At 67.4% G+C, this 15607-nt stretch carries 18 protein-coding genes; 8 read left to right on the forward strand and 10 right to left on the reverse strand.

Going from position 1 to position 15607, the window contains the following annotated elements:
- The first annotated feature begins 204 nt into the window (after nt 1-204).
- On the forward strand, nt 205-621 hold the full coding sequence (locus tag F468_RS0101290; protein WP_018994472.1) for a CBS domain-containing protein: 417 nt from the start codon (nt 205-207) through the stop codon (nt 619-621).
- A gap of 358 nt (nt 622-979) precedes the next feature.
- Nucleotides 980-1990, forward strand: a complete 1011-nt coding sequence (locus F468_RS0101295) for an MBL fold metallo-hydrolase (RefSeq protein WP_018994473.1) — start codon at nt 980-982, stop codon at nt 1988-1990.
- 120 nt (nt 1991-2110) lie between these two features.
- Here F468_RS0101295 and F468_RS0101300 read toward each other — a convergent pair whose 3' ends face one another.
- Genes F468_RS0101300 through F468_RS0101325 form a run of 6 tightly spaced genes read right to left on the reverse strand, consistent with a single transcriptional unit; the run spans nt 2111 to nt 7153 of the window.
- Nucleotides 2111-2617: a hydrogenase maturation protease gene (locus tag F468_RS0101300; protein ID WP_018994474.1), complete on the reverse strand. Its 507-nt coding sequence runs from the start codon at nt 2615-2617 to the stop codon at nt 2111-2113.
- Nucleotides 2618-2625: 8 nt separating this feature from the next.
- A complete protein-coding gene (locus tag F468_RS0101305; protein WP_018994475.1) occupies nt 2626-3924 on the reverse strand; it encodes a Ni/Fe hydrogenase subunit alpha in 1299 nt (432 codons plus the stop codon).
- On the reverse strand, nt 3921-4709 hold the full coding sequence (locus F468_RS0101310; protein ID WP_018994476.1) for an oxidoreductase: 789 nt from the start codon (nt 4707-4709) through the stop codon (nt 3921-3923). The genes F468_RS0101305 and F468_RS0101310 overlap by 4 nt, the downstream gene beginning before the upstream one ends.
- Nucleotides 4706-5581, reverse strand: coding sequence for an FAD/NAD(P)-binding protein (locus F468_RS0101315; protein WP_018994477.1), 876 nt, complete (start codon nt 5579-5581; stop codon nt 4706-4708). Before F468_RS0101315 ends, F468_RS0101310 begins: the two co-directional genes overlap by 4 nt.
- Nucleotides 5571-6044 (reverse strand): cyclic nucleotide-binding domain-containing protein, encoded by a 474-nt coding sequence (locus tag F468_RS0101320; protein WP_018994478.1) that lies wholly within the window; start codon nt 6042-6044, stop codon nt 5571-5573. Before F468_RS0101320 ends, F468_RS0101315 begins: the two co-directional genes overlap by 11 nt.
- Nucleotides 6041-7153 (reverse strand): sulfite reductase subunit A, encoded by a 1113-nt coding sequence (locus F468_RS0101325; RefSeq protein ID WP_018994479.1) that lies wholly within the window; start codon nt 7151-7153, stop codon nt 6041-6043. The genes F468_RS0101320 and F468_RS0101325 overlap by 4 nt, the downstream gene beginning before the upstream one ends.
- Before the next feature lie 159 nt (nt 7154-7312).
- On the opposite strand from F468_RS0101325, the gene F468_RS0101330 reads away from it, so the two are divergent.
- Nucleotides 7313-8308, forward strand: a complete 996-nt coding sequence (locus F468_RS0101330) for a 2-hydroxyacid dehydrogenase (RefSeq protein WP_018139822.1) — start codon at nt 7313-7315, stop codon at nt 8306-8308.
- A gap of 15 nt (nt 8309-8323) precedes the next feature.
- Here the strand turns inward: F468_RS0101330 and chrA are convergent, their stop codons facing one another.
- Together chrA and F468_RS0101340 are read right to left on the reverse strand one after the other, a co-directional pair.
- The gene (gene chrA, locus F468_RS0101335; RefSeq protein ID WP_018994480.1) at nt 8324-9685 is read right to left on the reverse strand and encodes a chromate efflux transporter; all 1362 of its coding nucleotides are present in this window, start codon (nt 9683-9685) and stop codon (nt 8324-8326) included.
- 71 nt (nt 9686-9756) lie between these two features.
- Nucleotides 9757-10770 carry a class 1 fructose-bisphosphatase gene (locus F468_RS0101340; RefSeq protein ID WP_018139826.1) on the reverse strand — a complete coding sequence of 338 codons (1014 nt, stop codon included), beginning with the start codon at nt 10768-10770 and terminating at the stop codon, nt 9757-9759.
- Between the two features lie 220 nt (nt 10771-10990).
- Here F468_RS0101340 and F468_RS0101345 point away from each other — a divergent pair, with 220 nt between their 5' ends.
- Nucleotides 10991-12256: a 6-phosphofructokinase gene (locus F468_RS0101345; RefSeq protein WP_018139827.1), complete on the forward strand. Its 1266-nt coding sequence runs from the start codon at nt 10991-10993 to the stop codon at nt 12254-12256.
- Here the strand turns inward: F468_RS0101345 and F468_RS14000 are convergent.
- A complete protein-coding gene (locus F468_RS14000; protein ID WP_081616835.1) occupies nt 12243-12506 on the reverse strand; it encodes a GDCCVxC domain-containing (seleno)protein in 264 nt (87 codons plus the stop codon). The two genes, F468_RS0101345 and F468_RS14000, sit on opposite strands and share 14 nt — an antisense overlap.
- 156 nt (nt 12507-12662) lie before the next feature.
- On the opposite strand from F468_RS14000, the gene F468_RS0101350 reads away from it, so the two are divergent.
- The 3 genes from F468_RS0101350 to F468_RS0101360 all read left to right on the forward strand — a co-directional run bounded on the left by F468_RS0101350 (nt 12663) and on the right by F468_RS0101360 (nt 14725).
- Nucleotides 12663-13100, forward strand: coding sequence for a hypothetical protein (locus F468_RS0101350; RefSeq protein ID WP_018994481.1), 438 nt, complete (start codon nt 12663-12665; stop codon nt 13098-13100).
- 169 nt (nt 13101-13269) lie between these two features.
- Complete coding sequence (locus F468_RS0101355; RefSeq protein ID WP_018139829.1) at nt 13270-13689, forward strand: PA2779 family protein; 420 nt, start codon at nt 13270-13272, stop codon at nt 13687-13689.
- A gap of 7 nt (nt 13690-13696) precedes the next feature.
- On the forward strand, nt 13697-14725 hold the full coding sequence (locus F468_RS0101360) for a PA2778 family cysteine peptidase (protein ID WP_038048851.1): 1029 nt from the start codon (nt 13697-13699) through the stop codon (nt 14723-14725).
- A gap of 11 nt (nt 14726-14736) precedes the next feature.
- Here the strand turns inward: F468_RS0101360 and F468_RS0101365 are convergent, their stop codons facing one another.
- The gene (locus F468_RS0101365) at nt 14737-14964 is read right to left on the reverse strand and encodes a hypothetical protein (RefSeq protein ID WP_018139831.1); all 228 of its coding nucleotides are present in this window, start codon (nt 14962-14964) and stop codon (nt 14737-14739) included.
- A 142-nt stretch (nt 14965-15106) separates the two neighbouring features.
- On the opposite strand from F468_RS0101365, the gene coaD reads away from it, so the two are divergent.
- Complete coding sequence (gene coaD / locus F468_RS0101370) at nt 15107-15598, forward strand: pantetheine-phosphate adenylyltransferase (protein ID WP_018139832.1); 492 nt, start codon at nt 15107-15109, stop codon at nt 15596-15598.
- Nucleotides 15599-15607 lie beyond the last annotated feature (9 nt).

A 15607-nucleotide genomic window follows, 5' to 3' on the forward strand; every position in this document is an offset into this window, starting at 1 on the left:
GCCGAGCCGTCCGAGCGGGCACGCGCGATTAATTCAGTGTCTCCCCCGGGTCCGTCCTCGGTCGAATGGCTGTGGCCTTCTCAATCGACCTCGTCGTTCGGAGCCCATTCCTCCGCTTCGCCCGCATGATGAAATTATTCGCCTGGCCAGTGCCCTAAGCCTTGGCTATACAAGAGTAATTACTCATACAGCGAGGTCAGGGCCATGGACATCAAATCAGCCATGCACCGCGGAGTGGAGTGGTGCGCTCCGGACACGTCCATCATCGAAATCGCAAAGCTCCTGCGCGAGAAGGATATTGGCGCAGTCCCGATTGGCGAGAACGATCGCCTGATCGGCATGCTGACCGATCGCGACATCGTCTGCCGTGGCATCGCCGAGGGCAAAGAGATGGCGTCCCTAACGGCGCGTGATGTCATGACAGCGGGGGTCGTCTACTGCTTCGAGGACGATGACCTCGAACACGCCGTACACCTTATGGAAGAGCGCCAGATCCGCCGTCTGCCGGTTATGAACAAGGACAAGCGGATGGTGGGCATGCTGTCCCTCGGAGACATTTCCCACTCGGCCACCCACGAGCTTTGCGGCGAGTTTGCGGCTGCGGTTTCCGCACACCATTAGGGAAACCTGGGGTGCCAACCCCACAAGCCATTGCCAGCAGGCGCCCGGCCGCCCGTTGTTGACGAAAACGGGCGCGCCCGATGCTGCGGTTCCGTTGTGCTGGCGGATCCTCTTGGGCTACCGCCTGCCAGGCCCGTGAGCCCGGGTCCGGCCTCTCGTTCGCAGGGCATCGTGGAGCCCCATTGCAACGCCGAAACCGCGCCTCCAAGCGCCTGAACGTCGTCGTGGCTGTGCATTCTCGTCCCCGTTCAGCCGGTTGCCGAACTCCAACCCCGGTTCGTCCGGTTAGCGGTTCCTGCGACACTGGAGCAAAAGGCCCCGAAGGCCATGTCGGGGCCATTCGCGAGGGGGTTCGCTGGTGACGCCACTGTTCCACCCCCATCTGGTCAACGGACCCTGCGGCGACCCGGCGCTCTATATCGACTGCCTGTTCCAGCGCCGCGCGCTGTTGTTCGACCTTGGCGAGATGAGTCGCCTGCCTCCGCGCCGGGTCCTGCGCCTGTCGGACGTGTTCGTCTCGCATGCCCATATGGACCATTTCATCGGCTTCGACACCCTGTTACGGCTGCTACTGGGCCGCGATGCGCACCTGCGGCTGTACGGACCGCCGGGTCTGATCGAACGTGCCGGCCACCACCTGCAGGGTTACACCTGGAATCTGCTGCACCACTACGCGACCGAACTGGTGTTCGAGGTAACCGAGTTCGGCGCCGATGGTCGCCATGCCCGCGCACGGTTTCGTTCCGGCGACAGCTTTCGCCGCGAGGACGCCACTCCGCCGGCACCCGACGATGGCGTACTGCTCGACGAACCCGGCTTCCGCATCCGTGCGGTGCACCTGGATCACGGCATCCCCTGTCTCGGTTTTGTGCTGGAGGAGAAGACCCACATCAACGTCTGGCGCAACCGACTCGAGGCCCTCGGCCTGCCGACCGGTCCGTGGCTCGCGCACCTGAAGCGCCTGGTGCGGGAGCAGGCGGCGGACGACACCCCGGTGGAGGTCGCCTGGCACGACCGCCACGGCGAGCACCGGCGCGAACTCCCGCTCGGGCGCCTGCGCCGGGAGGTACTGCAAGAGACTCGCGGGCAGAAGATCGCCTACGTGACCGATGTCGCCTTCCACGAGGCCAACCGCCGCGCCATTGTGGAACTGGCCCGGGACGCGGACCTGTTCTACATCGAGGCCCCGTTCCTCCACGCCGCGGGACAGCGTGCCGCCACCACGGCCCATCTGACCGCGCGTCAGGCGGGTCAGCTGGCCCGCGAGGCCGGTGCGCGGCGGGTCATCCCGTTCCACTTCTCCCCTCGCCACAGCGGCGATGAATCCCTGCTGGAGGCCGAAATCCTCGCCGCGTTCGAGGGACGCTGACAGTGCCTCGGGCTCCAGACTGTCGCCGGCAGGTCACCTTGACCCGCCATTTGGCCACCATAGCCGGCCCTCCAAGGTCCTGAGCGGTCTCCATATCGCGTCTTTCGCCAGCACGTTCAATCAGTTCGAGTGCTGTGCCCCTGCTCTGTTGGTGCACGGAGGTTGCCCGTGCATGGCCGCCGCGAGGTCGTCGGTGATTCGGGAGACGGCTGAGGCAATGGACTCGCGGACCTCGTGCGAGAGATCGGCGGCGTCCTTGAGGCACGTCGGTTCGATGCCGTGGACAATGAGGGTGTCCGGCAGCTCGCCCAGGGAGCGGGCCAGTTCGACGGCCTCGGCGAGGCCGATGCCGTGGGAGGAGTAGCGGGCGCCGCGCGGCAGCGGCTCGCGGGCGTCCAGGCGGTGGAGTGTGCCGGGGGCGGCGCCGGTGACGATGGCGTCCACGAGGATCACCGGATCATGACCCTGCCACAGCGCCATCAGTTCGGCGGGTTCGCCGTGGCTTTTCGCGGTGGCGAGGCCCGGGGTGTCGACCAGCGCGTCCACCACCGCGTGGCCGATGCCGTCGTCGCCGCGCCAGGGGTTGCCGATGCCGATGACCAGCGGCCCCTTGTGCGCGCGATCCATGCCCCCGCTCACTGGCGCTCGACGGTGAGGTCGAGGAAGTGGGTGGCGCAGGAGATGCAGGGGTCGTAGTTGCGGATGGCGACCTCGCAGTGGTGGCGCAGTTCGTCGTCCGGCAGGTGGAGGTGGGTCTGCACCAGTTCGCGCAGGTCGGCCTCGATGGTGGGCTGGTTGACCGAGGTGGGCGGGACGATCTTGGCGTCGGTGATGATGCCTGCGTCGTCGATGCGGTAGCGGTGGTAGCAGATGCCGCGCGGGGCCTCGGTGGCGCCGAAGCCGGTGCCGGCGCGCGGGGTGACCGGCCGCGCGGGTTCGGCCGGTGCGGCCCGGTAGCCGTCGACCAGACGCAGGGCCTCCTCGAAGGCGAGCACGATCTCGAGCATGCGCACCTGGATGCTGCGGAACGGGTTGCGGCAGGCCGCGCCCAGCCCGGCGCGCTCGGCCAGCTCGGCGGCGCGCGGGGTGAGGCGTTCGCGGTTCAGGGCGAAGCGCGCCAGCGGGCCCATGAACACCGGTTCGCCACTGTCGGAGCGGTGGCTGTGCAGGGCGTTGGAGTGGGCCACGTGCTCCTCGGTGAAGACGTCGTCGTAGTCGCGGATGACGGCGTCCAGACCACTGCTCGAGCCGAGCCGGCCGTGGGTGATCGGGTATTCGTCCGGGTGCACCAGCGACACGAACTCGTAGTCGCGCTCCAGGTTCGGGTAGTCGAGGGTGGCGAGGAATTCGGCCACCTCGGAGGCAGCCTCCAGGCCCCAGGCCAGCTCCTCGCGCAGCCCGGCGACCTCGTCGGGCGTTGGCGTGCGGTAGAAGCCGCCGACCCGCAGGTTGACCGGGTGGATCTCGCGCCCGCCCAGAAGGCGCAGGATGGAGTTGCCGGTCTTCTTGATGCGCAGGCCGTTACGCACCATGTCCGGGTGGTCCTTCGCGGCGGTGACCGCGTCGGGATAGCCGAGGAAGTCCGGCAGGTGGAGCATGAACACGTGCAGGGCGTGGCTCTCGATCCATTCGCCGCAGTAGGCCAGCCGGCGCAAGTCCTGCAGCACGCCATCCACGGTCACGCCGCAGACGTCCTCCATCGCCAGCGAGGCGCCCAGCTGGTAGGCGATCGGGCAGATGCCGCAGATGCGCGCGGTGATGTCGGGTGCCTCGCGGAAGTCGCGCCCGCGCAGGAAGCCCTCGAAGAAACGCGGGGCCTCGAAGATCGACAGCTTCACCTCCTCCACACGGTCGCCTTCGGTGCGCACGTACATCGCGCCCTCGCCCTCCACGCGCGCCAGGTAGTCGACTTCGATGGTGCGGGTCTCGCTCATGGTCCGTTTCCTGATTCTTCGCGCTCGCTCTCCTCGCGGAAGGCGTCGGCGCCGGCATTGAAGGTGCGGTAGAAGCGCACGCGGGTGGCGCGCTCCATGCCGAGGGCCTCCAGCTGCCCGGACAGACCGGGCGCGTTGGGCGTCTCCTTGGGGCCGAAGCAGCCGTAGCAGCCGCGGTGGCAGCCGGGGCACAGCGCGCCGCAGCCGGCATGGGTGACCGGACCCAGGCAGGGCGTGCCGTGGGCGACCATCACGCAGACCTGTCCCGCCCGCTTGCACTCCTCGCAGACGCTGGCGCTGGAGACCTGCGGGCGGCGGCCGTAGAGGAACGCGCTGATGACCTCCAGCAGCTGGTATTTGTCGATCGGGCAGCCGCGCAGTTCGAAGTCCACCGGCACGTGCTGGCTGATCGCATCCGAGGTGGCCAGGGTCGAGATGTACTCCGGGTGGGCGTAGACCTGGCGGGTAAACTCTTCGACGTCGGCAAAGTTGCGCAGGGCCTGGATGCCGCCGGTGGTGGCACAGGCGCCGATGGTCACCAGGAACTTCGAAGCGCGGCGGATCTCGCGGATCTCTTTGGCCGCCTCCGGCGTGGTGATCGAGCCCTCCACCAGCGTCAGGTCCCAGGGCCCGTCGATGCGAGTGCGCGTGGCCTCGGGAAAGTGCGCGAGCTGAATCCGGTCGGTCACCGCCAGCAGCTCGTCCTCGCAGTCGAGCAGCGAGAGTTGGCAGCCATCGCAGGAGGCGAACTTGAACACCGCCAGGGTGGGTTGTTCCCGTCTCATAGCTCGCGTATCCGGAAGGCCGGCTCCATCACCGGGTAGGGAAACACGGGTCCGTCGCGGCAGACCAACTGCGACCCGATCTGGCAGTGCCCGCAAAAGCCCACCGCACAGCGCATGTTGCGCTCCATGGAGACAAAGATGTCTCCCGGCTTCAGCCCGCGGCGCTCCAGCGCGGCGGCGGCGAAGCGCATCATCACCTCCGGGCCGCAGGTCATCGCCAGCGTGTTGCGGCGGTCGAAGCCGCCGCGATCAACGAGCTGGGTGACCACGCCAACATCGCCGCGCCATGCGGCGGTGCCGCGGTCTACGGTAATGCGCAGGTCGAGATCGTCGCGCGCGCCCCAGGCCTCCAGCTCGTCACGAAAGATCATGTCCCCGGGCGAGCGGGCGCCGTAGCAGATCACCATATGGCCGAAGTCGTCGCGCCGTTCCAGCGCCGCATGGATCACCGGGCGTAGCGGGGCCAGACCGATGCCGCCGGCCACCAGCACCAGGTCGCGGCCTCGGGCCTGCTCCACCGGCCACGCGGTACCGAACGGGCCGCGCAGGCCGACCACCGCGCCAGGCCCCAGATCCTGCATCGTGCGGGTCACGCTGCCCACCGCGCGGGTGGTGTGCACGATGCCGCCGTCCGCGGTGATCGCGGACACCGAGATCGGCACCTCGCCCACGCCGAACAGGTAGAGCATGTTGAACTGCCCGGGGGTCGGCAGCGGCCCCGGCTCCACCCCCGGTTCGGGGTACAGCGTCCAGCTGAACACCTCGTTGCTGGCGACATCCGGCCGCACCGAACGGATGCGCCAGGGCTGCGGCGCCATCGCCTGTTCCGGCAGGGCGCTGTCGGTGCGGGGCTGCAGGGTCTCAGGTGCCATGCCCGGGCCCTCCGTGGCTGTAGATGTCCAGCGCCTGCAATCGCGCGGCCTGCAGCCGCTGCACGATCAGCGCGGAGAAGTGTTTCATCAGCATGTAGCCGAAGGCCGGATCGGCCTCCATGTGTTCGCGCAGCACGCCGGCATCAAAGCGCAGGGTATGCAGCTCGGTCAGGGCGCGGGCGTCGTAACTGGCACGATACGGCGGCAGCAGCCACGACCAGCCGAGGATGTCCCCGGGCCCCAGGGTCTGAAAGGTCACGCAGCCTTCGCGCAGCGGGCTCTCCAGCGCGACCTGGCCCTCGCGGATCAGCCAGAAGGTCTCCGTCGGCTCGTGGTCGCGCATCAGCCGCGTGTCCGCCGGGTAGCTGAGCTTCGCGGCGCAGGCCGCCAGCAGGTGCAGATGCTTCGGGTCGAAGTCCTCGAAGAACGGCTGGTCTTCGAGGATGGCCAGCAGTTCCTTCATGGCGAGTCCCCCGCATCAGGGCGCACCGCGGTCACCTCCTCGGTGATGTCGATCCCCACCGGGCACCAGGTGATGCAGCGTCCGCAGCCGACGCAGCCGGAAGTGCCGAACTGGTCGTGCCAGGTGGCCAGCTTGTGGGTGATCCACTGGCGGTAGCGCGCGGCCACCGAGTCGCGGTGCGGCCCGCCGACCAGGTGCGAGTGCTCCTGGTTGAAACAGGAATCCCAGCGCCGCACGCGCTCGGTGCGCTGGCCCTCCAGATCGGGCACCTCCTCGACCTGCGAGCAGAAGCAGGTGGGGCAGACCAGCGTACAGTTGGAGCAGGACAGGCAGCGCTCGGCCGTCTCCTCCCAGCGCGGGTGCTCGAAGGCCCGGTTCAGCACCTCGCGCGCGTCGCCCGGCATCTGCCGGCCCATCTTGTCTGGGGCCTCGGCCCAGACGCGTTCGGCCGCCGCCTGTTCGGCAGCGCTGGCGGGGCGCGGTTCCAGCCGCTCGAACATCGCGCGTCCCGCCTCGCTCCCGGCCTCGACGACCAGGAAGTGCGTGGCGCCGTCGATCACCTCGGTCAGGGCCAGGTCGAAGCCCTCCCGCGCGCGCGGCCCGGTGTCCATCGAGGCGCAGAAGCAGGTGCCGCCGGGCTCGGCGCAGTGGGCCGCGACCATGAACACGTCCCGACGCCGCGCCGCATAGCCGCGATCCTGCACCACCTGGCCGAGGAACACCCGGTCCTGCACGCCGATCGCCGCCAGCTCGCAGGCACGCATGCCGATGAACGCGCGCCGGGGCGGTGCCGGCTCGCCCGGCTCGGTCACGAAGCTGCCGTCCGGCTGACGGGTCAGCCGGAACAGGGTCTCCTCGGGCGGGAACAGGTGCTTCTTCCAGGAGTGCGGCCCGACCACGTAGCCGAACAGGGCCGCGTCGTCACGCGCGCGCAGGCGGTAGTGGCCGGGGGCGTGCTCGTCGGTCCAGCCCGCCGGCAGGTCGTCGAGACCGTGCACGCGATCGTAGACGATCGCCCCGTCGCGCCGCGTCGGACCCACCACCTCGTAGCCGTCGCCGGCCAGCAGGCGGATCAGCGTATCCACGACTTGTGGTGCGATCACGTGCATGGGTCATCCTCGAACGCTCGCCGCAACCTGCATCGACCTTCGTTCGATGGGCGACCGTGGCTGAAATTATAGTGCGCCAACCCTGGATCGTGATCCATCCCGAAGGGGCCCCTTCCCGGTTATGCTGGGACGGAATCCAGACAACACCCGGGAGAACCGATGAAGGTCGCCGTCTTTAGTATCCAGCAGCATGATCGCGAGTCCCTGGTACCCGCTCTGGTGTCCGCCGGAATGGTGCCGGTGGTGTACGCCGAGCGCCTGACTGCGGAGACGGTGCACCTGGCGCGGGGCGCGGATGCGGTCTGCGTGTTCACCAACGACGACCTGCACCGGCGGGTGATCGACGGGCTGGCGGACCAGGGTGTCCATGTGGTGGCGCTGCGCTGCTCCGGCTACGACAACCTGGATGTCGCGCGGGCCCGCGAGCGCGGGGTGCGCGTGGGGCGGGTGCCGGCCTACTCGCCGAACGCGATCGCGGAGCATGCGGTCGCCCTGCTGATGACCCTGAACCGTCAGGTGCACCGGGCCTGGGACCGGACTCGGCGCGGCGATTTTCGCCTTGACCACCTGACAGGCTTCGATCTCGTCGGGCGCACCGTGGGGGTGGTCGGCACTGGACGCATCGGCCAGGCCTTCGCGCGGATCATGCTCGGCTTTGGCTGCCGCGTCCTCGCGCACGACCCCTACCCGAATGCGGAACTGCAGGCGGCGGGGGTGGAGTATCGGGACCTGGATACGCTGCTGGCCGAGTCCTGGGTGCTGAGCCTGAGCTGTCCGATGACGCCGGAGAACCGGCACATGATCAATGCCGACACCCTGGCGCGGATGCCGCGCGGGGCCTTTCTGATCAATACCGCGCGCGGGGCGCTGGTGGATACCAATGCCGCCGAGGTCGCGCTGGACTCGGGTCAGCTGGGCGGATTTGCGCTGGACGTCTACGAGGCCGAGGCGGGGCTGTTCTTCCACGACTGGTCGCTGGCCGGTCTGCCAGACCGGCGCCTGGCGCGGCTGATGCAGCGCGACGATGTGCTGGTCACCGGCCACCAGGCATTCCTGACCCACGAGGCGCTTACCAACATCGCCGACACCACCGTGGCCAACCTGACCACCCTGCACCGGGATCCGGACGCGCAACCCGAAGGCCGCGTCGTCTGAGGCGTCTGCCCGCGATCAGAACGCGAGCTGGAAGCCCGCCCCCAGCCCCGCACAGGCGAGGATCAGCGGGATGATCCCGACCCGGAAGCGGGCCAGGGCGATGAAGGCGGCGATGCCCAGCAGGGCGGAGAACCATTCGAAGGCGCCGTCAAAGCCGCCCGGCCACAGCACGTGCCAGGTGAAGAACACCGCGAGGTTCACGATCACCCCGACCACTGCGGCGGTGATGCCGGTCAGCGGTCCCGTGAAGTGCAGATCCCCGCGCGTGCGTTCGACTAGCGGTGCGCCGACCAGGATGAACAGGAATGATGGCAGGAAGGTGAAGAAGGTCGCGACCAACGCACCCAGCACGGCCGCCAGAAAGACCTGATCCGGACCCAGGAAGGCCTGGGTCCAGCCGCCAATGAAGCCCACGAACGTGACCACCATGATTAGCGGCCCGGGCGTGGCCTCCCCCAGTGCGATCCCGTCGATCATCTGCGTGGGACTCAGCCACCCATAGGTCTCCACCCCGCCCTGGTAGACATAGGGCAGGACCGCGTAGGCCCCACCGAAGGTCACGAGCGCCGTTTGGGTAAAGAATTGCCCCATGCGGGTCAACGTGGCGTCCCAGCCGAACACCGTGAGCAGGACCCCGAACACGGCGGCCCACAGCCCCAGACCCACCACCAGAAAGCGAATCACCCGCGACCAGCGAAACTGCATCCAGGGGGCGGGCGGCGTGTCGTCATTCACCACTGCCGGGCCACGCGATTCAACATTGCCGGCCCCGTGAGATCCGCCATTCTGGAAGCGTTCCGGCCAGACGCGGCTGCCCAGCCAGCCGAGGATTCCTGCCGTAATGATGATGTAGGGAAACGGGATGTTGAGCGCGAAGATGGCCAGGAAGGCGGCGATCGCCATTAGCCACAGCAGGCCGTTATTGAGCACCCGTCCACCGATGCGCCAGCCGGCATAGGCGATGATCGCGACCACCGCCGGCTTGATACCGTAGAACACCGCTTCCACCGCAGGTACATCGCCAAAGGCCAGGTAGACCCATGACAGCCCGGCGATCAGGAACAGCGAAGGCAGGATGAACAGCAGTCCGGCCATCAAGCCGCCCAAGGTGCCATGCAGCAGCCAGCCCAGATAGGTTGCCAGCTGCTGCGCCTCGGGACCCGGCAGGACCATGGCGTAGTTCAGCGCATGCAGAAAACGCTTCTCCGAGACCCAGCGCCGCCGCTCGACCAGATCCTCGTGCATCATCCCGATCTGCCCGGCGGCGCCACCGAACGAAATGAAACCGAGTTTCAGCCAGTAGCGAAAGGCCTCGCCCCGGCTCGGTGCAGGCGGCGGCCCGGGCTGGACGTCTTGCCGGCTACGATAGTCGGTCATGGTCGATTGCCTTCATCAAAAAGGCCCGGCGCCTTGCGGGGCCGGGCCTCGGACTACAAAGGGCGTGGAGATCAGCCCTCGTTGTGGTAGCCGGTGATGCGCTCCACTTCGTTCTTCGCGCCCAGGACCACCGGCACGCGCTGGTGGATGCCCTCGGGGCTGATGTCCATGATGCGCTCGCGCCCGGTGGTGGCGGCACCGCCGGCCTGTTCGACGATGAAGCTCATCGGGTTGGCCTCGTACATCAGGCGCAGCTTGCCGGTCGTGCCCTTGGCCTGCATCTTCGTATCCATCGGGTACATGAACACCCCGCCGCGGCACAGGATGCGGTGCACCTCGGCGACCATGGAGGCTACCCAACGCATGTTGAAGTCCTTGCCGCGCTCGCCTTCCTTGCCGGCCAGGCATTCGTCGATGTAGCGCTTGACCGGGGCCTCCCAGAAGCGGCTGTTGGACATGTTGATCGCGAACTCCTGGGTGTCTTCCGGGATCTGCACGCTGTCCTTGGTCAGCAGGAACTCGCCGAAGTCCTTGTCCAGGGTGAACATCTTCACGCCCTGGCCGGTGGTCATCACCATCATGGTGGACGGGCCGTACAGGCAGTAGCCGGCGGCGACCTGCTTGGTGCCCGGCTGCAGGAAGTCCTCGGTCTTGGGATCGGTGACGCCTTCCGGGGCCTTCAGGATGGAGAAGATCGTGCCGACGGAGACGTTCACGTCGATGTTCGAGGAGCCGTCCAGCGGATCGAACAGGACCAGGTAGTGGCCGCGCGGCTCGTTGGCCGGCATCTCGCAGATCTCGTCCATCTCCTCGGAGGCCAGGCCGGCGGCGTGGCCGTTGTGGCTCAGGCTCTCGATGAACACCTCGTTGGTGATGATGTCGAGCTTCTTCTGCGTCTCGCCCTGCACGTTCTCGGAGCCGGCGGAGCCGAGCACGCCGACCAGATCACCCTTGTCGACGAGGTCGGAGATCTTCTTGCACGCCACGGAGATGTCGTTCAGCAGACCGGTGAATTCGCCGGTTGCGCCCTGGATGCCGCGCTGGGTTTCGATGATGCAGTTGGTCAGAGTGGTGCCGATATGCATGATGCAATCCTGATGCTGTTGTGAATCGGGCGACACGGCGCGAAATGGGGCACAGCAGCCCCGTCGCGGGGCGAACGGCCCCGGCGCGCCGGGTGTCAAAGGCGGCATAGTGTAGCAAAAGCACCCGGAGGGGCCGATCCGCAGCACTGATCGTGGCGTGACCGGCCTGGCACTGTGCTTGCTCGGCCTTCGGGGTCCAACAAAAACATGGAGGATTCGCATGCCCCAGAACGCGCTGTACGCCCAGTCGGGCGGGGTCACCGCTGTCATTAACGCCAGCGCCTGGGGGGTAATCGAGGCGGTCCGCGCCCACCCGGCCCATTTCGGCAAGATCTATGCGGCGCGGGACGGCATCCTGGGCGTCCTGCGCGAAGAGATCATCGACCTCGACCACGAGGACCCGCTGACCCTGGCCGCCCTGCGCCATACGCCGGGCGGTGCGTTCGGTTCCTGCCGCTTCGATCTGGGTGACCCCGACAAGGACCCGCAACAATACGAGCGCCTGGTCGAGGTCTTCCGCGCCCATGACATCGGCACCTTCTTCTACAACGGCGGTGGCGGCTCCATGGATACCGCCTTGAAGATCGCGAAGATGGGCGAGCGCATGGGCTTTCCGATCAAGGCGATTGGCGTGCCCAAGACGATCGACAACGACCTTGCCGTGACCGACTCCAGCCCGGGCTTTGGTTCCGCCGCCAAGTTCATCGCCACCGTGGTGCGCGAGGCCAGCCTGGACGTCGAGTCCATGCACACCAGTTCCACCAAGGTGTTCGTGATGGAGGTGATGGGGCGCCATGCTGGCTGGCTGGCGGCCGCGGCGGCGCTGGCGCAGGAGTTCGACGGCCAGCCGCCGATGCTGATCCTGTTCGCCGAGGTCCCGTTCGATCAGGACGACTTCCTGGATCATCTGAACCGCACCATCGAACGTCACGGGTATTGTGTGGTGGTCGTTTCCGAGGGGCTGAAGAATCCCGACGGTGGCTTGTTCTCGGTCGCGCAGAGCCACGATGTCTATGCCTACACCCAGCTCGGCGGTGCCGCCCCGCGCCTTGCCGAGCTGATCCGCGAAAAGACCGGGCACAAGCTGCACTGGGCGGTGGTGGACTACATCCAGCGTGCCGCGCGCCATATCGCGTCGAAGGTGGACGTGGAGCAGGCCTATGCCTGTGGCCGCGCGGCGGTGGAGGGGGTGGTCGCCGGCGAGGATGCCTTCATGCCGATCATCCGGCGTGATTCCAGCAAGCCCTATCGCTGGAGCATCGGTTTTACCCCGCTGGAGACCGTCGCCGATATCGAGCAGGGCATGCCGCGCAACTACATCACCCCGGATGGCTACGGCATTACTCAGGACGCACGCGACTACCTGCGCCCGCTGATCCAGGGCGAGGACGCCCCGCCGTTCGAGCGCGGCCTGCCCTGCTACCCGCGCATCCGCGGTGAGCTCTTGCCCAAGCGCTGCCCGCCGTACGAGGTCAACACCGACTAGTGTCGCCTGCCTGCTGCTCGGGTGCTTTGTTCGGCCCGCAGCAGCCGCCGGGGCCTTCTTGCTGGATGGGTGGGCAGGGCACGGTTCCGTAGGAACAGAAGACGCAGCAATCGCCCGGCAACGGCCTCAGCAGGGCACCGCAGCCGGTGCACTCGTAGAACCACTGGCAGGCATCGGTAGGCATGATTTCCCCTTTCTCGTGCCCGCATTCGGGGCAGGTCAGGGTCGACTCCAGGACGACTTCATTCATCTGCGTTTCAGGCGAAGGCGGCATGATGAGCAATGTACAAGGCGCCTGTGGGCGGAAAAACCCCGTGTGCTACCCGGAAACGGAGTAGCCAGTGCAAGCCGGGCGTCTAATCTGTGATAAAGGCCACGCAAGAGGGCCAGCCGAAGTCCAGAGACTGTGGAGGAGATCATGAAGAGCCAAACCCTGAACCGGACGCTGGCGGGCTGTGCGGCCGTCGCCTTGATGGGGGCTTTCGCCGCCCCGGGCACGGTGTCGGCCCAAGGTGCTTACTGGCTGGCGGCCGACGGTTCGCCCGACGACATCAAGGTCGAATACCGGCTGCGCGATCATGGCTGCGACAACGTCCGCGGTGAGTGGCGCGTCGTGAACGAGAGCGATGACTACGTCGATGTAACCGTGACCAAGACGGCCTACACCTGCCCCGGCGAGCTCGACGATGACGTACGCACCACGGTGCGTCGCTTCGGCACGATTGCGCCGGGCGACATGCGTGAGCGCACGCGTGACGACAGCGTCTGCGGCGGGGCCTGGGCGCGTTCGGTCGAAGTGCTCGAGTACGAGATCGAACAGGTCGATCCGCCCGAAGAGAGTTGAGCCAGCTCGCGTTTAGTGGTCCGCGTTTCCCTGACCGGGGCTTGATAGCGTGACCGGGCGCGAAAAAAAGAGCAGCCCGGGGCTTGGCGAGCAGGTGCCGGCGGGTACACTTAAGTGGTGTCACCCCGGCGGATTGCCGGCCCTGTTCAATCGAAAAAGGAGTTCGACCATGTCCCACGCACCGCATCGTCGTTGGTTGTCCGCCCCGGCCGCTTTCCTGATCGCAATGGCGCTGGCCCTGCTGCCCGCGACCCCGGCCTTTGCCGGTGCGGGAATGCTGGACACCGGCTCCATGATCCAGCAGGCCAGCGCGGATGACACCCGCGCACAGCTGCTCAAGCAGCTGGATGATCAGGCCGTTCGCGAGAAGCTGGTCGAGATGGGCGTGGACCCCGACCGGGCCCAGGAGCGCGTCGCCCGCCTGACCCCTGAAGAGCTGGCCCACCTCGAGGCCCGCATGGAAACCGATCCGGCCGGTGCCGCCGGCGTGGTCGGCGTGGTTGCCATCGTGTTCGTCGTGCTCGTGATTCTGGACGCGGTCGGCGTGACCGACATCTTCTCGTTCGTTGGCCCCGCCCGCGAACGCTAGGTCTCTTATGGCACCTGTTTACTGGCGGCGAGCCCCCGGGCTCGCCGCACTCGTTTGCGGCCTGGTGGCCGTGCTCTGGCTCAGTGGCTGCGCCACGGCGCCACAGAGTGCGCAGCTCTCCAGTCAGGTCCCGGAAGACATCCCGACCCGCGTGGAGCTGGAAGACACCCCGTTCTTCCCGCAGGAGGATTACCAGTGTGGTCCGGCGGCGCTGGCCACCGTACTGGGTGCGCGCGGGATCGACGCCTCGCTGGAAGAACTGATCGACGAGGTCTACATACCGGCTCGCGAGGGCAGTCTGCAGGCCGAGATGCGTGCCGCCGCGCGTGCCCGTGACCTGGTCGCCTACCGCGTCGAGCCGCAGCTGGAGTCCATCCTGCGCGAGGTGGCCGAGGGTAACCCGGTGGTGGTGTTCCAGAACCTCGGGGTCGCGATGTTCCCCGAATGGCACTTTGCCGTGGTGATGGGTTACGACCTGGAGGAGCGCGAGGTGTATCTGCGCAGCGGGCCTATCGAGCGCCACGTGAATTCGTTCGCCCGCTTCGAGCGCACCTGGGCGCGCGGCGATCGCTGGGCCTTCCTGGTGACCGAGCCGGATCAGCTGCCGGCCACGGCCGAGCCGCTGCGCTGGCTGCGTGCCGTGAACGAACTGGAGCAGGTGGGGCGTCTGGGCCCGGCCGCCGCGGGATATCAGACCGCGATGGAGCGCTGGCCGGAACACCCGATCGGCTATGTCGGGCGGGCGAATGTGGCCTTCGCCCAGGGCGACCTGCTAACGGCGGAGGACACGCTGCGCCAGTTGATCGAACGGGACCCGCAACGGCACGAGGGCTGGAACAACCTGGCCCATGTGCTGATTGCCCGCCAGTGCGGCGAGCAGGCCCGCGAGGCTGCCAGTTGCGCGGGTGAACTGGCCGGTCCCGGGAGCTATGCGCCTACCCTGGGGGCGGCGGCCGGGGCGCCTGACGACGGCGATCAGTGTCGCGCCCTTCCGCCCTGCCCCGCGGCGCTGGAAGCACGCGCGCCGCAGGAGTAGCGGGCGGCCCGTCAGGCCTTGCGCTTCTCCAGGGTCTGTTCGGCGTGCTTGAGGACCAGCCCGAGGTTCTGTTTCTCGACGTCCGTGACTTGCGGGTCTTCCTTCACGGCGTGGCGCAGGTGCTCGACCAGTTGCGCCAGTTCCTCGCGCGAGATCTGGTGGAAGTTGAACCCGCCCCCGTAGCGGGCCTCGAGCTGGTCCCAGTAATCGGCGAGCGGCGGACGGTAGTCATCGGTCATCGGTAGCCCTTGGCGGCGGTGGACGAGACGGGGCAGTGTAAAGCCTGGCCCGGCGATTTCCGAACATGCCCGGGTGGGGGTGTTTGGTTTGCCCCCACCCCTTGCGGTCTAATACGGGCCTTGTTCCCTGCTGGCTGTTGGCATGTCCCAAGTCACTGCGATCTACCCCGGCACCTTCGACCCAATCACCCACGGGCACACGGATATCGTGCGCCGAGCCGCGCGTCTGTTCGATCGTGTGGTGATCGCGGTGGCCGCCAACCCGAACAAGGGGCCAGCCTTTCCGCTGGAGACGCGCGTCGCGCTGGCCGAAGAGGCAGTGAAGGGGATCGACGGGGTCGAGGTTCAGGGCTTCAACGTGCTGCTGGCCAAGTTCGTTCATGCCCAGGGGGCCAACGTGATCCTGCGCGGCCTGCGCGCGGTATCCGATTTCGAGCACGAATTTCAGCTGGCGGCCATGAACCGTCAGCTGGCCCCCGAGGTCGAAACGCTGTTCCTGACGCCGGCGGAGGAATACAGCTTTGTCTCCTCCAGTCTGGTACGGGAAATCGCCCGTTTGGGCGGTGACGTCTCAAAATTCGTAAGCCCCGGCGTGGCGCGCATGCTGGCCGAACAAAACGGCGAGACCCGCTAGCCGGGCCCT

The organism is Thioalkalivibrio sp. ALJ2 (genome assembly GCF_000378325.1).
Classification (GTDB): Bacteria; Pseudomonadota; Gammaproteobacteria; order Ectothiorhodospirales; family Ectothiorhodospiraceae; genus Thioalkalivibrio.